Origin of the sequence: Georgenia sp. AZ-5 (assembly GCF_043952095.1) — a bacterium.
In the GTDB taxonomy this organism is placed as follows: domain Bacteria; phylum Actinomycetota; class Actinomycetes; order Actinomycetales; family Actinomycetaceae; genus Georgenia.
In genome coordinates this window covers 3262914-3277592 of sequence record NZ_JBINOU010000001.1, presented here as the reverse complement: position 1 = coordinate 3277592, position 14679 = coordinate 3262914, and the positions used below count along the sequence as shown (strand labels likewise).

At 75.1% G+C, this 14679-nt stretch carries 15 protein-coding genes; 12 read left to right on the top strand and 3 right to left on the bottom strand.

All coding sequences use genetic code 11. The annotated features are described in order from the left end of the window. The first annotated feature begins 2 nt into the window (after positions 1 to 2). The 3 genes from ACF0H8_RS15375 (at position 3) to ACF0H8_RS15365 (ending at position 1712) form a co-directional block, all read left to right on the top strand. The gene (locus tag ACF0H8_RS15375; protein ID WP_395289765.1) at positions 3 to 347 is read left to right on the top strand and encodes a lycopene cyclase domain-containing protein; all 345 of its coding nucleotides are present in this window, start codon (positions 3 to 5) and stop codon (positions 345 to 347) included. Beyond that, on the top strand, positions 344 to 706 hold the full coding sequence (locus ACF0H8_RS15370) for a lycopene cyclase domain-containing protein (RefSeq protein ID WP_395289764.1): 363 nt from the start codon (positions 344 to 346) through the stop codon (positions 704 to 706). The genes ACF0H8_RS15375 and ACF0H8_RS15370 overlap by 4 nt, the downstream gene beginning before the upstream one ends. Positions 707 to 830: 124 nt before the next feature. Then, complete coding sequence (locus ACF0H8_RS15365) at positions 831 to 1712, top strand: prenyltransferase (protein WP_395289763.1); 882 nt, start codon at positions 831 to 833, stop codon at positions 1710 to 1712. 228 nt (positions 1713 to 1940) lie between these two features. Here the strand turns inward: ACF0H8_RS15365 and rpmB are convergent, their stop codons facing one another. Then, entirely contained in the window at positions 1941 to 2132 is a 192-nt protein-coding gene (gene rpmB / locus ACF0H8_RS15360) for a 50S ribosomal protein L28 (RefSeq protein ID WP_395289762.1), read from the bottom strand. 258 nt (positions 2133 to 2390) lie between these two features. On the opposite strand from rpmB, the gene ACF0H8_RS15355 reads away from it, so the two are divergent. Together ACF0H8_RS15355 and ACF0H8_RS15350 are read left to right on the top strand one after the other, a co-directional pair. Then, positions 2391 to 3995, top strand: a complete 1605-nt coding sequence (locus ACF0H8_RS15355) for a DAK2 domain-containing protein (protein ID WP_395289761.1) — start codon at positions 2391 to 2393, stop codon at positions 3993 to 3995. Then, positions 3992 to 6265, top strand: a complete 2274-nt coding sequence (locus ACF0H8_RS15350) for an ATP-dependent DNA helicase RecG (RefSeq protein ID WP_395289760.1) — start codon at positions 3992 to 3994, stop codon at positions 6263 to 6265. The genes ACF0H8_RS15355 and ACF0H8_RS15350 overlap by 4 nt, the downstream gene beginning before the upstream one ends. A gap of 162 nt (positions 6266 to 6427) precedes the next feature. On the opposite strand, the gene ACF0H8_RS15345 is transcribed toward ACF0H8_RS15350, so the two are convergent. Next, positions 6428 to 7405, bottom strand: a complete 978-nt coding sequence (locus ACF0H8_RS15345) for an LLM class flavin-dependent oxidoreductase (RefSeq protein ID WP_395289759.1) — start codon at positions 7403 to 7405, stop codon at positions 6428 to 6430. A gap of 435 nt (positions 7406 to 7840) precedes the next feature. Next, on the bottom strand, positions 7841 to 9454 hold the full coding sequence (locus ACF0H8_RS15340; protein WP_395289758.1) for a transposase: 1614 nt from the start codon (positions 9452 to 9454) through the stop codon (positions 7841 to 7843). Positions 9455 to 9641: 187 nt separating this feature from the next. Here ACF0H8_RS15340 and rsmD point away from each other — a divergent pair, with 187 nt between their 5' ends. The 7 genes from rsmD (at position 9642) to ACF0H8_RS15305 (ending at position 14655) form a co-directional block, all read left to right on the top strand. After that, entirely contained in the window at positions 9642 to 10310 is a 669-nt protein-coding gene (rsmD, locus tag ACF0H8_RS15335) for a 16S rRNA (guanine(966)-N(2))-methyltransferase RsmD (RefSeq protein WP_395289757.1), read from the top strand. A gap of 33 nt (positions 10311 to 10343) precedes the next feature. Continuing rightward, a complete protein-coding gene (gene coaD, locus ACF0H8_RS15330) occupies positions 10344 to 10847 on the top strand; it encodes a pantetheine-phosphate adenylyltransferase (protein ID WP_395289756.1) in 504 nt (167 codons plus the stop codon). After that, positions 10844 to 11344 (top strand): hypothetical protein, encoded by a 501-nt coding sequence (locus tag ACF0H8_RS15325; RefSeq protein ID WP_395289755.1) that lies wholly within the window; start codon positions 10844 to 10846, stop codon positions 11342 to 11344. Before coaD ends, ACF0H8_RS15325 begins: the two co-directional genes overlap by 4 nt. A gap of 149 nt (positions 11345 to 11493) precedes the next feature. Continuing rightward, a complete protein-coding gene (locus ACF0H8_RS15320) occupies positions 11494 to 12069 on the top strand; it encodes a YceD family protein (RefSeq protein WP_395289754.1) in 576 nt (191 codons plus the stop codon). Positions 12070 to 12121: 52 nt separating this feature from the next. Further along, a complete protein-coding gene (gene rnc, locus ACF0H8_RS15315) occupies positions 12122 to 12865 on the top strand; it encodes a ribonuclease III (protein WP_395289753.1) in 744 nt (247 codons plus the stop codon). A 22-nt stretch (positions 12866 to 12887) separates the two neighbouring features. Next, the gene (mutM, locus tag ACF0H8_RS15310; protein ID WP_395289752.1) at positions 12888 to 13904 is read left to right on the top strand and encodes a bifunctional DNA-formamidopyrimidine glycosylase/DNA-(apurinic or apyrimidinic site) lyase; all 1017 of its coding nucleotides are present in this window, start codon (positions 12888 to 12890) and stop codon (positions 13902 to 13904) included. A gap of 136 nt (positions 13905 to 14040) precedes the next feature. Beyond that, positions 14041 to 14655: a response regulator gene (locus ACF0H8_RS15305; protein WP_395290904.1), complete on the top strand. Its 615-nt coding sequence runs from the start codon at positions 14041 to 14043 to the stop codon at positions 14653 to 14655. The last annotated feature ends 24 nt before the right edge of the window (positions 14656 to 14679 follow it).

Sequence of the window (14679 nt, the reverse complement as noted above, 5' to 3'; positions counted from 1 at the left end):
CGGTGACCGGCCTGGAGTACCTGGGCGCCCTGGTGGTGTCACTCGCCTGCATGGTGGAGACGGACCGGCGCTGGCGGCTGTTCCTGTGGGCGGACGCGCGGCGCGGCGCCGCCGTGCTGGCGTGCGGCGTCGCGTTCTTCCTGGCGTGGGACCTCGTGGCCATCCGCCTGGGCATGTTCGAGCGCGGCGGCAGCCCGGCCATGACCGGCCTGGAGGTGCTGCCGCACCTGCCGGTCGAGGAGCTCGTGTTCGTGACCTTCTTCTGCTACCTCACGATGGTGCTGCACGCCCTCGTGCGCCGGGCGCTCGCCCCGCGCGCCGCGGCCGACCGGGAGGGGGACCGGTGACGTACCTGGCGCTGAACGCGCTCGTCCTGGGCGTGGCCGCCGTGGCGCTGGTGAGCTGCGCCGTCCTCCGCCGTCCGCCGCGGCCCTGGTGGGTCGCGACCGCGGCGACGGCCGCGGCGCTGCTCGTGCTGACCGCCGTGTTCGACAGCCTCATGATCGCCGCCGACCTGTTCCGCTTCGACGGCACGGCGCTGAGCGGGATCCGGGTCGGCCTGGCGCCCGTGGAGGACCTCGCCTGGCCGCTCGCCGCCGCGGCGCTCCTGCCGGCGCTCTGGGAGGCTCTCGGGGCCCGCCCGGGCGGCAGGGCGCGCCGCGGCACGGCGCCGCGGGAGACGACGGCGGGGGAGGCCCGTCGATGACGGCCACCACGGCGGGGAAGACCCGTCGATGACGGTCACGACGGCGGGGGAGGCCCGACGATGACGGTCACCACGGCGCGGGAGGCCCGACGATGACTGTCACCACGGCGCGGGAGGCCCGACGATGACGGTCACGACGGCGCGCGCGGGCGCGCGGCAGCTCCTCGGCGCGTCACGCCCCCTGAGCTGGATCAACACCGCCTACCCGTTCGCAGCGGCCTACGTCATGGCCCGCGGGACGGTGGACCTGCCGCTGGTGCTGGGCGCGCTGTACTTCCTGGTGCCCTACAACCTGCTGATGTACGGCATCAACGACGTCTTCGACTACGAGTCCGACCGGCGCAACCCGCGCAAGGGGGGCGTGGAGGGCGTCGTCCTCGACCGGCGCTGGCACCGGCTCACCATCGGCGCCGCCGTGGCCACGAACGTGCCGTTCCTGCTGTACCTGCTCGCCGTGGGCACCGCGGACTCCACAGCCGTCCTCGCCGTGAGCGTGCTCGCGGTGGTGGCGTACTCGGCGCCGGGACTGCGGTTCAAGGAGCGGCCGGTGCTGGACTCGGTCACCTCCAGCACCCACTTCGTCAGCCCCGCCGTCTTCGGGCTCGCGCTGGCCGGCGCCGGAGCCGGCGGCCCCGTGCTCGCCGTCCTCGGCGCGTTCTTCCTGTGGGGCATGGCCTCCCAGGCGTTCGGCGCGGTGCAGGACATCCGCGCCGACCGGGCCGCCGGCATCGCCTCCGTGGCGACGTGGCTGGGGGCGGCGCGCACCGTGCGCGCGGCCATGGCCGGCTACGGCGCCGCTGCCCTGCTGACGCTGGGCGCGGGGTGGCCCGGCGCGCTCGCCACCGTCGTGCCGCTGGCCTACCTCCTCAGCGTCTCGCCCTTCCGGAACCTGACGGACGAGGACTGCGAGGCGGCGAACGCCGGATGGCGCCGGTTCCTCCGGCTGAACCTCGTCAGCGGCTTCCTTCTCACCCAGCTGCTCATCTGGATCGCCCTGCGGGGCTGACCGGGCCGCCCGGCCCGCGGCGGGTCCGGGATCCGGCGTCGGTCCCATGGCGGCGCCGAGAATGCTCTGGCGTGCCGTCCGGGAGCCGGACGGGACGGCAGGACATTCTCGTGGCCATGCCAGGACTTTCTGGGGGCGGCGGGCCGACCGGCACGAGCGCACCCGCGGTCCCCGCGGACGACGAAGGCCGCCGCCCGGTCGGGCGGCGGCCTTCGGTACGCGGATGCGTCAGATGGCGCGGGTGACCTTGTCGGCCTTGAGGCACGAGGTGCACACGTTGAGGCGCTTCGGGGCGCCGTTCACGAGGGCGCGCACCCGCTGGATGTTCGGGTTCCAACGGCGGTTGGTCCGCACGTGGGAGTGCGAGACGCTCTTGCCGAAGCTCGGGCCCTTGCCGCAGACGTCGCAGGTGGCAGCCACGGTCGTTCTCCTGATCTTCTCGCTGACTGCACAGCCGGTCGGCCGTGCAAAGGTTCGTTAGGGCCCGATCGTCGGCAGGCAGGTGCCTGCCCGGGACGGGCAACCTGAACAGAGTACCCGAGTGCGCCGCGTCCGCCCAACCGCGCGGCGCCCCGAGGCCGGGTGGCGTCCGCCACAAGGGCGGGCGGTCCACGCTCCCGCGGGGGCGTGTGGGCGCCAACGGCTAGCCTGCTGGGGAAGCCTACCGAAGGGGAGGGAATGGCCACGCCGCTCGCCGTGCTGGACGCCGCCGCCGTGCGGGCGTGGTTCGAGCACGCCCTGCGCTCCCTGCTCCTGGTGCGCCGCCAGGTGGACCGGCTCAACGCGTTCCCCGTGCCGGACGCGGACACCGGCACCAACATCGTCCTCACCCTCGCCGGCGCCGCCGAGGCCGTGCGCGCGCTCGACGGCCCCGCCGAGCTCGCCACCCTGACCCGCACGGCGGCCGACGGCGCGCTGCTGGGGGCGCGGGGCAGCTCCGGCGTCATCGTCGGCCAGTGCCTGCAGGCCCTCGCCGAGACCTTCGCGGGCGCCGACGAGGCCGGCCCCGAGCTGGTCGCGCGGGCGCTCGACGCCGCGGCCCGGCAGGCGCGCGACGCGGTCGGGCACCCGGTGGAGGACACCATCCTCACCGTCGCCCGCGCGGCGGCCGACGCCGCGGTGCGGCACGCGCCCGGGGCGGACCTCGCCGGCACCGTCCGGGCGGCGTCCGCGGCGGCCCGCGACGGGCTCGCCGGGACCCGCGGCGCGCACGGCGGGGCGCTCGACGCCGGGGCGGCCGGCTACGTGGTGCTGCTGAGCTCGCTGGTCGACGTCGTCGAGCGCGAGGGCGACACCGGCACCCGGCGGGCGGACGCCGTCGCGGCGTTCCTCGCGGCGGCGGCCGCACCGCCGGACGGGGCCGACGTCCCGGCAGCCCCGCCGGTGACGGCCACGGCGGCCGAGGACGCCGCCGAGGGCGCCGGGGACTTCGAGGTCATGTACGTGCTCCGCGCGGACGGCGCCCGCGCCGCCACCCTCCGCGACGCTCTCGGGGACACCGGCCACTCCGTCGCGGTCGTCGGGTGGTCCGACGCCACCGGCACCGGACTGTGGCAGGTCCACGTCCACACCGACACCCCGCTCACGGCGCTCGCCGAGCCGGAGGCGATGGAGCAGGTCTGCGTGCGCTACCTGCGCCCGCTGCTCGCCGCCGCCGACGACCGACCGGCCCACGGGCACTCGCCCGAGGACGCCGCCCGCACCGGCGTCGTCGCCTGCACGCGCGCGCCGGGGCTGCTCGAGCCGCTCGCCCGCACCGGCGCGGTGGCCGTGCTCGCCGCCGGCGCCGGGCCTGCCGGGCTCCGCCGCGCCGCGGCGGACACCGGCGCCGCCGAGGTGCTGATCCTGCCGTGCGACGAGACCACCGCCGCCGCGGCCCAGGAGGCCGCCGCGGCCATCGCCGCCGGCCGGGTCGCGCCTCACGTCGGTCACCAGGCCGTGACCGTCGCCCCCACCCGCAACGACGTGCACGTGCTGGCCGCTGCCGTGGAGGTGGCCCCCGGCGCGGCGCAGGCCGGGCACCCGGCGGCGGCGCTGGCCGAGCAGGCCGTGCGCCGCACCCGCACCGCCGAGGTGGGCGACGCCGACGGGGCGCTGGCGGCGGCCCTGGCCGAGATGGTCCGGCCGGCGGACGAGCTGGTGACCGCGCTGCTCGGGGCGGGCGCCGACGAGGAGGCCGCCGAGCAGGTGCGCACGACCGTCGCGCAGGTCGCCCCGCAGGCCGAGGTCGTCGTCGTCCGGGGCGGGCAGCCCGCCCCGGTCGTCGTGCTGGGGGTCGAGTGAGCGAGCGAGTGGCCCGCGGCCCGCGGCACGCCCCGGCGGTCGCGGGCGACCGGCGCGGGCGGCTGCAGACGCCGCTGAAGGACGCCGTCGGCCCCAAGACCGCCGCCGCCCTGGAGAAGCTCGGCCCGCGCACCACCGGTGACCTGCTGCGGTACTACCCGCGCCGCTACGGCGACCGCGGCAGGCTCACCGAGCTGCGGGACCTGCAGATCGGCGAGCACGTCACCGTCATCGCCCAGGTGGCCAGCACCTCGGTGCGGCCGATGCGCAACCGCCGCGGCGCCATCCTCACCTCGACGATCACGGACGGCCGCGACCAGCTGACGCTGACGTTCTTCGGCAAGCACGCCGGGACGCTGGCCTTCCACGAGCGCCGGCTGCGCCCGGGCGTGACCGGCATGTTCACCGGGACGGTGGGCGCCTACCGCGGCAGCCTGCAGCTGACGCACCCTGACTACGAGCCCTTCGAGGACCTCGACGACGAGTTCGCCGCGGTGCAGAAGGTGGACTGGCCGGTGCCCATCTACCCGGCCTCCGCCAGCATCCCGAGCTGGAAGGTCGGCACCGCCGTCCGCACCGTCCTCGGCGCGCAGCGCGAGGAGGACGTGCCCGAGCCGCTGCCCGCGGCCTACCGGCGGCAGCACGACCTCGTCGGCGTCCTCCAGGCGCTGCACTGGGTCCACGAGCCGCACAGCATGACGGAGGTGAGGCGCGCGCAGCTGCGGCTGCGCCACGAGGAGGCCTTCGTCCTGCAGACCGCGCTCGCGCAGCGCCGGGCGGCCATGCTGTCCCGGCCCGCGACGGCCCGGCCGCCGCGGATGGGCGGCATCCGCGAGGCCTTCGAGGCGCGCCTGCCCTTCGACCTCACGGCGGGGCAGCGGGAGGTCGGCGCGGTGATCGCCGACGAGCTGTCCGAGCCCGTCCCCATGCAGCGGCTGTTGCAGGGCGAGGTGGGCTCCGGCAAGACGGTGGTGGCGCTCCGGGCGATGCTGCAGGTGGTCGACGTCGGCGGGCAGGCCGCGCTGCTGGCCCCCACCGAGGTCCTCGCCCAGCAGCACCTGCGCACGATCACCGCGATGATGGGGCCGCTCGCCGAGGCCGGCATGCTCGGCGGCGCCGAGCAGGCGACGCGGGTGACCCTGCTGACCGGCTCGCTCAGCGCGCCGGGGCGGCGCAGGGCGCTGGCGGCGGCGGCCTCGGGGGAGGCGGGCATCGTCATCGGCACCCACGCGCTGCTGAGCGAGAACGTGCAGTTCGCCGATCTCGGCCTGGTCGTCATCGACGAGCAGCACCGCTTCGGCGTCGAGCAGCGCGACGCGCTGCGCGCCAAGGCCGACGGCACCCCCCACCTGCTGGTCATGACCGCCACGCCCATCCCGCGCACCGTCGCGATGACGAGCTTCGGGGACCTGGAGACCTCCACCCTCAGCGAGCTGCCCGCCGGGCGCGCCGGGGTGGAGACCGTCGTCGTCCCGGCGAACCGGCCCGCGTGGGTCCAGCGGGTGTGGCAGCGCATCCGCGAGGAGGTCGACGCCGGCGGCCGCGCGTACGTGGTGTGCCCGCGCATCACCGCCTCGGAGGGGGAGCCGGGCGAGGAGTACGTCGACCCCGACGACCTCCTGGAGGCGGTCGAGGCCGGGGCTGACGCCCCGCCCCCGCTGGCGGCGGTCGAGGAGGTCGCCGAGCTGCTGCGGCACGAGCCCGCGCTCACCGGGGTGACGGTCGCGGAGATGCACGGCCGGCTGACCACGGAGGCCAAGGACGCGGCGATGGGCGCGTTCGCCACCGGCGCCGCGCCGGTGCTGGTCTCGACCACGGTGGTCGAGGTCGGCGTCGACGTGCCGAAGGCGACGGTCATGGTCATCCTCGACGCCGACCGCTTCGGCCTGTCCCAGCTCCACCAGCTCCGCGGGCGCATCGGCCGAGGTTCCAAGCCCGGCGTGTGCCTCGCCGTGACCACTGCGGAGGAGGGCACCAAGGCCCTGGAGCGGGTGCGGGCCTTCGCCGGGACCACCGACGGCTTTCGCCTCGCCGAGCTCGACCTGGAGATGCGCCGGGAGGGCGACGTCCTCGGCGCCAGCCAGGCCGGGCGGGGGTCGTCGCTGCGGCTGCTGCGGGTCACCAAGGACGTCGACATCATCGCCGACGCCCGGACCGCCGCCCGCGAGCTCGTCGCCCGGGACCCGGCGCTGGCCTCGGAGCCGGACCTGGCGGAGGTCCTCGCCGAGAGCCTCGACGAGGAGACGGCCGAGTACCTCCAGCGGTTCTGAGGGGCCACGGCGACGGGTTCGCCCGCCGCTGCCGGCGCGGGTGGTGCGCGCGGCCCGGGGCAGCTTGGGAGCGAGCCCCGCGGCGGCCCAGGTCCTCGTCGACCTTCCCGTGAGGACCTCACCCGCCGGACGACGTCCCGGGCCGGGGACAGGGGGCGGCGCTCAGCCGGTGAGGCCCCAGGCGTCCGCGAGCAGCTCGTAGGACCGCAGGCGCGCCGCCGGCTCGGCGTTGGTGACGACGATCAGCTCGTCGGCGTCGGCGTGCCGCACGAAGTCCTCGACCTGCTCCTTGACGACGGCGGGCGAGCCCACGGCGGAGTAGTGCAGCATCTGGCGCACCTGCTGGCCCGCCGGGGAGGCGAGGACGGCGTCGGCGTCCCCTTCCCCGAGCGTCACCCCGGGCCGGAGGAACAGCTTCACCCGCTCGCGCAGCGTGGCGGTGAACATGGCCCGCGCCACGTCGTCGGTGTCCGCGGCGAAGACGTTCATCGCCGCGATGACGTACGGCTCGGGGTGCTCCTGGGACGGCTGGTAGCCGCTGCGGTACGCCCGGACGGCCTCCTCCAGCGCGGCGGGGGCGAAGTGCGAGGCGAAGGAGTAGGGGAGGCCGAGCGCGGCCGCCAGCTTCGCGCCGAACAGCGAGGACCCGAGGATGTACAGCGGCACCCGGGTGCCTTCGCCCGGGATCGCCCGGACGAGCTGGTTGGGCGCGGACGGGCCGAGCAGCGCCTGCAGCTCCACGACGTCCTGCGGGAACTGGTCGGAGGAGGAAAGGTCGCGCCGGAGCGCGCGGATGACGTTCTGGTCGCCACCGGGCGCGCGGCCCAGGCCCAGGTCGATCCGGCCGGGGTAGAGCGTGGCCAGCGTGCCGAACTGCTCGGCGATGACCAGCGGGGAGTGGTTGGGCAGCATGATGCCGCCGGCGCCCACGCGGATCCGGCTGGTGCGCCCGGCGATGTGCCCGACCAGGACGCTGGTGGCGGACGACGCGATCGTCGGCATGTTGTGGTGCTCGGCGAACCAGTAGCGCCGGTACCCCCAGGCCTCGGCGTGCTGGGCGAGCTCGACGCTCGCGGCGAAGGAGTCGGCGACCGAGCCGTTGACGGTGGCGAGGTCGAGGACGGAGAGGGGGACGGACATGGGGCTCCTCGGGAGAAGGAAGCCGTCTTCCGGACGGCGGTACACGCGATCTCCACCGTACGTCCGCGGGCCTCGCGGCGGCACCCGCCGACGGTGGAGAGCCTGCGCACACGCGGGGACCGCGCCGGCCGGAGCCGGGTGGGCAGACACAGCGGGCGCCGGGTGCGCTGTCGGCGGGAGACCGCCGCATTGCCCACGGTGCCTCCCCGAGGGCGGACTCCACGGGCAAGGCTCTCAGTGGGGAGGATCTGTCAGGCAAGGGGGCGTGACGCGCTTTGCTGGCGTGCACTGTCGTTTGTGGCGAGGTGCTGCGGTTAGAGCTGGCCTCAGAACCGTGTTTCGGCGGCGGTAGGGCGTTACTAGGCCGCGGGGCGGCCGCTCGGCCGCTCGAAGAGGGCTCCGGGGGCAGTCCGCGCCGGCCCCCCGGTGGCCCATTCAGGCCATTGCGGGTGCTGCCCTGAACAGCTTGAGGATGTTATGAACGGTCGCGGCGAAATCGAGGTCACTACGCACCGCTCGGAGCCCGCGGCGGGAGAAGCGTCTGAGCCCAATGACGTCTTTGAGCTGGCCGTTCGTGCCCTCGACCATCGGCGCGCGTTGCCGGTACAGCTCGCGGCCCTCTGGGGTGCGCAGGCGGTGGTCCATGGCTTCTAACGGATCCGCCCCCTCCGGTGGTGGTCCGCTGGTCGGCTCCTGTCGAGCGCGGCGTGCGTCGTCGCGGCCCTGGCCGGTCGCGATCAGGCGCGCCGGCCCGGGCACGGTGACGTTCTCCACGCTGCGGTAGCCAGCGTCTGCCAGCACCACGCCTACTTCTGTCTGACTGCTCCCGCAGGCGGTGAGCACACGGACGGCATCGTCCAACTCGGTGAGCATCGGGACGAACGCGACGTTGTCGGCAGGGTTCTGCACGACATCGGCGACGAGGATGACCTGGTCCTGGCTTACGGCGAGCTGAGCGTTGTACCCCTGAACCCAACCCTTGCGGGTCGCCATGGACCTGGCGTCGGGATCGGTGATGTTCCGAAACCACTCCTTCGCGTTCCCACCCGGCCTCTCCCGTGGGGGCGGCCCGGCAGCGGCGCGTTCCTTCGCCCGTTCCAGCGCCTCACGCGCCCTGGCGACCCGGACGCACGCCTCCATGCTCACCGGGGCCCGGCCGCTGGGCTTGCGGCCCAGGGCGGCGGCCTGAGCCTTGCGCCGCTCCCAGCTATCGAGCTTCTGCTGATGGGCCGCCACCGCCCGGTCGAGCCGCATTTGCGCCACCACCACCGGATCGACACCCCGCGGCGCGCGGCCCGGATGCTCCCGTTCCGAACTAGGCAGGGTGGGGTCCGACATCATCTTCACCCACGCCTGAGCCTTGGCCTTGTCCTTCTCGCTGCGCTCGGCCACCTTCGCCGACTTCTCGGCCTCGATATCTGCCAGCGCCTTCTTGATCCGATCCTGCCGAGTCACCGGGTCCGCGAGGTCGGCGGGCAGCTCGTCGCCGAGCGCATCACCGAAGAGGGCGTCCTCGCGGGCGTCAACCTGCTCCGCCTCGGCCAAGATCTTCTCGACCTCCTCACGCAACCACTTCTCACTTCGCAACGCGTAGTCCGAGGCGTTCGCGGCGATCTTCGTCCCGTCAATCGCGACGGTACCGAGCTTGGCCAGACCGGCCTTCCCGCACAGCTGGAGGACCTGGGTGAACAACCCCCTCACGGCATCCTCCCGGTCCTTGCGGAACCGGGACAACGTGGTGTGATCGGGCACGTCCTGGGCACACGCAATCCGGAAAGCGACGTCGCTGCGGCACAACCGCTCAATCTGCCGAGAAGACTTGACCCCCATCGCGTAGCCATAAACCAGCACCGTCAGGAGCATCCGAGGCGCGTACCCCGCCCGGCCCACCCCGCCGAGCCGGGACCCGGCCTCGAATTCGCTGATGTCCAATGAATCGATCACCGAGATCACGAACCACACCAGATGCCCCGGCGGCAACCACTCCCGCATATCCGGAGGCAACAAGTACTGCTGATCCCGATCGACCGGCCGGTACCCCCTCGCCATACCCCATTCTCGAAGACACCGAGCCCCGAGCTGCGGAGCCACGCCATTTCGCAACAGGCCCAATGCCTGACAGATCCTTCCCACTGACCAGGGCTTCGGGGCCCTGCCATCGGCGGTGCGGCCCTGCCGCCGGACCGGACGGCGCCGTGGTGGCGGCGCCGTCCTCGCGCCGCCTTACGCTGGGGCCATGACCAGGATCGTCGCCGGGATCGCGGGCGGCCGGACGCTGAGCGTGCCCCGCAGCGGCACGCGGCCGACGTCCGAGCGCGTCCGGGAGGCGCTGTTCTCCCGGCTCGAGCACCTGGGCGTCGTCGACGGCGCCCGCGTCATCGACCTCTACGCCGGCTCCGGCGCCCTGGGCCTGGAGGCGGCCTCGCGCGGCGCCGAGCACGTCACGCTCGTGGAGGCCGCCAAGGCGGCCGCCCAGCTGTGCCGCCGCAACGCGGCCGCGCTGGGGCTGGGCGGGCACGTGGACGTGGTCGCCGCCAAGGTCCAGACGTACCTCGCGGGGTTCCCCGCCGCCGGCGCGGCGCCGGCCGACCTGGTGCTGCTCGACCCGCCCTACGACGTCGGCGAGGCCGAGCTCGCCGGGGTGCTCGGGCTGCTCGCCGGGGACGGCGGGCCCGGCGCCGACGGCGCGCCCGCCCCTGCCGCGGACGGGGCCGGCGGCGCGGCAGGAGGATCGTCCCCGGCGCCGGGCTGGACGCCGTGGCTGGGCCCGGACGCCGTGGTGGTGGTCGAGCGCGCGCGCCGCAGCCCGGAGCCCAGCTGGCCGGCGGGGCTGCGGCGCATCGGCGACCGCAGGTACGGCGACACCGCCGTGTGGTTCGCCGAGCCTGGCCCCCACCGGGGCTAACGTGGCGCCCATGGGCAACCACGGAGGAGCGGCATGAGCCTGGCGGTGTGCCCCGGCTCCTACGACCCGATCACGCTCGGCCACGTCGACGTGGTGCGGCGCGCCCGGGCGATGTTCGACGAGGTCGTCGTCGCCGTCGCGCACAACCCCGCCAAGCGTTACCTGTTCTCCCCGGAGCGGCGCGTCGAGCTCGCCCGCGAGGCGCTCGCCGGCGTCGACGGGGTGCGGGTGGCGCTGGTGCCGGGCCTCCTCGCGCGGTACTGCGCCGACGTGGGCGCGGCGGCCATCGTCAAGGGGCTGCGCGGCGCCGCCGACTTCGACGCCGAGCAGTCCATGGCGCTGATGAACCGGCACCTCGCGGGCATCGAGACGGTGTTCGTCATGGGCGACCCCGGTCTCGGGCACGTCGCGTCGTCCCTGGTAAAGGACGTGGTCAGCCACGGCGGCCAGGTCGACGACCTCGTGCCGCCCGCCGTCGCCGCCGCCCTCCGCGAAGTCTTCACCCCGACAGCCGAGCCAGCAGGAGATGACCGATGAGTGCCACGCGCCCCGCCGGCGACGGAGCGTCGCTGATCTCGATCCTCGACGAGCTGACCGACATGCTCGACAGCGCGCGTGCCATGCCCATGTCCGCCTCGGTGCTGGTCAACAAGGCCGAGGCGCTGGACCTGCTCGACGCCGCCCGTGCGGTGGTGCCGGAGGAGATCCACGCCGCCGACGACATCGTCGCCGACGCCGACGCCGTCCTGGAGCGCGCCAAGGCCCGTGCCGAGAGGATCGTCGCCGAGGCCGAGATCCGGGCGGAAGAGCTCGTCGCCGCCGAGCGCGTGGTCCGGCTGGCCGAGGAGCGCGCCGCGCGGATCGTCGCGGAGGCCGAGGCGAGGGCCGCCAAGCTCGCCGCGGACGCCAACGACTACTGCGACCGCCAGCTCGCCCAGTTCGAGATCGACCTCGGGGCGATCGGCAGCCAGGTGCGGGCCGGGCGGGAGGCGCTCGCCGCCAGGTCCGGCCGGACCGCCGAGCAGCCCGCGTAGCGCCGGCGGGGCACGGCCGCCGCGGGTCCGGACCGCGGGGTCCCGCCTGGCCGTGGGCCGCCGCCGGGCGGCACGGGTAGGATCGAGGGCTGGTCCGGACCACCCGGGGCCCCGCCGAGGCGGAGCGCCCCAGCACCCCGAGGAGCAACATGGACGCGCGATCCCCGCTCGTGCTCAGCACGCACGAGCTCGGCCGCCGCGCGGGGGAGATGCGCGAGGTCGAGCGCACCGTCCCCGCCCCCGCCGGTCTCGGCACCGAGGTCATCGGCGTCCCCGAGCACTCCGACCTCGCGCTGGACCTGAGCCTGCAGGCCGTCTCCGAGGGCGTGCTGGTCACCGGCAACGTGACCGCGGCGCTCCACGGGGAGTGCGTGCGCTGCCTGCGTGACATCCACTCCGAGACCACCGTCGCCGTCTCGGAGCTGTACTACTACGCCGGGAAGCGCCAGAAGCTGGCGGAGGACGGCGACGAGGAGGCCGAGGACGTGCCCGAGCTCTCCGGGGAGCTGCTCGACCTCGAGCCGACCCTGCGCGACGCGCTGGTGCTCTCGCTGCCCTTCCAGCCGCTGTGCCGCCCGGACTGCCCGGGCCTGTGCCCGGAGTGCGGCGTCCGTCTGGACGACGCCGAGCCCGGCCACCACCACGAGCAGCTCGACCCGCGCTGGTCGGCCCTGGGGTCGCTCTTCCCCGGCGAGCTCGAGGGCGGCGCCGGCAGCCCGAACTAGGCCGGCGGCCCGAACAAGCCCGGCGGCGGGGGAGCGGAGAACAGGAGCGAGGATGAGCAGGAAGCGCAGCAGGGTCGACGCGGTGGAGGCGCCCGCCCGTCAGGACGTCGAGAGCCTCGAGGAGGCGCTGGGCGTCACGGTCGACCCCGAGCTGCTGGTGCTCGCCCTGACCCACCGGTCCTTCGCCCACGAGGCCGGGGGCATCCCCACCAACGAGCGGCTGGAGTTCCTGGGCGACTCGGTCCTGGGGCTCATCGTCACCGAGTACCTCTACCGCAACAACCCCGGCGTCCCCGAGGGCGACCTGGCCCGCATGCGCGCGGCCACCGTCAGCCAGCGCGCGCTCGCGCAGGTGGCGCGCGACCTGGGCCTCGGCGCCTTCATCCTGCTGGGCCGCGGCGAGCTCGTCACCGGCGGGCGGGAGAAGGACTCCATCCTCTCGGACACGGTCGAGGCCCTCATCGGCGCCACGTACCTGGGCCACGGGCTCGAGCCCACCCGCGCCATGGTGGAGCGGCTCGTCGGTCACCTGCTTGGGCAGGCCGAGCACCTGGGCGCGGGCCTGGACTGGAAGACGTCCCTGCAGGAGCTCGCCGCCGCCCGCAGCCTGGGCAGCCCCGTCTACACGGTGACGGGCACCGGGCCGGACCACGCCCGCACCTTCACCGCCGTCGTGTCCTTCGACGGCATCGAGGCCGGCAGCGGCGTGGGCTCGTCGAAGAAGCTGGCGGAGCAGAACGCCGCCGAGAACGCCTACGCCCGGCTCGACGCCGGCGACGTGGGCGCCGCCGTATGACCCCGGCGCACGCGGGCAGCTGATGCCCGAGCTCCCGGAGGTCGAGACCGTCCGCGCGGGCCTGGAGTCACGCGTCGTCGGGCGCACCATGGCGGACGTGGAGGTGCTCCACCCGCGCAGCGTGCGCCGGCAGCCAGGCGGCGCCGCCGAGCTCGCCGGCCGGCTGCGCGGCCAGACCGTCACGGCCGCCGCGCGGCGCGGCAAGTACCTCTGGCTCACCGTGGGCGCCGACGCCGCCGCGCCGCCGGAGGAGGCGCTGCTGGCCCACCTGGGCATGAGCGGGCAGCTGCTCGTGCAGGAGCCCGACGGCGCCCGGCGGGCCACGCCGGCCGACCCGGCGGCTGCCGCGTTCCTCGCCGCGCCGGGGGAGCGCCCGGTGGACCTCACCGCCACGCTGCCGCCCACGATCGTGCGCGCCGTCCCCGCCGCCACCGCCCACCTGCGGGTGCGCCTGCGGTTCACGGACGGCGCGGAGCTGTGGTTCGTCGACCAGCGCACGTTCGGCCACGTCATGGCCGTGAGCACGGTGCCCACCGACGACGGCGCCCCCGGCGGGCACGGCTCGCCGGCGCCCGTCCTGCCCGAGCCGATCGCGCACATCGCGCGGGACCTGCTGGACCCGGCCCTCGACCGGCGGGCCCTGGTGCGCCGCACCCGCGCCCGCCGCACGGAGGTCAAGCGGGCCCTGCTGGACCAGGGCCTCGTCTCCGGTGTCGGGAACATCTACGCGGACGAGGCGCTGTGGCGCGCCCGCCTCCACGGTGCCCGGCGCACCGACCGGCTCCGCCCCGCCACGCTCGACGCCCTCTTCGACGCCGCCGCCGAGGTCATGCGCGACGCGCTGGCGGCCGGCGGCACGAGCTTCGACGCGCTGTACGTGGACGTCGACGGCGCCGCCGGGTTCTTCGCCCGGTCGCTCGCCGTCTACGGGCGCGCCGGGGCGCCCTGCCCGCGGTGCGGCACGCCGGTGCGGCGGGAGCAGTTCATGAACCGCGGGTCGTTCTCGTGCCCGCGCTGCCAGCGGCGCCCGCCGCGCTGAGCACGCGCCCACGCGACGGACCCTCGCGTCCGAGATGCCGGGAAAGGCCCGGCACCGCTGACTCCGCCGCCGTCGTCACCTTCGATAGGCTCGGCCCGTGCCGTACGAACAGCAGCCCGCACGCGACATCCGCGTGATGATCGTCGACGACCACGAGGTCGTGCGTCGCGGGATCGCGGAGATCGTCGACCGTGCGGACGGGCTCTCCGTCGTCGCCGAGGCGGGCTCCGTGGCCGACGCCGTGCGCCGCGCGGAGCTCGTGCGTCCCGAGGTCATCCTGGTGGACCTGCAGCTGCCGGACGGCACCGGCATCGACATCATCTCCACCCTGCGCGAGAAGGTCCCGGACGCCCGCCCGATCGTGCTGACGTCCTTCGACGACGACGACGCCCTCGCCGCGGCCCTCAACGCCGGCGCGAAGGCCTACCTCCTCAAGACCGTGCGCGGCGCGGAGATCGCGGACGTCGTGAAGGCGGTCGCCTCCGGCCGCACGCTGCTGGACAAGCGCACCGTGACGCGCCGCCGCGCCGACCACGACGACCCCACGGCGGACCTGACGCCGTCGGAGCGCAGGGTGCTCGAGCTCGTCGGGGACGGGCTGTCCAACCGGGAGATCGGCGAGCGGCTCGGCGTCGCCGAGAAGACGGTGAAGAACCACATCACGGCCCTGCTGAGCAAGATGGGCCTGCAGCGGCGCACCCAGGTCGCCGCGTGGGTCGCCGGCCAGCGCGCCGCCGGCTGGCGCAGCTGACGCGGCCGGCCGGCGCCCCGGGCG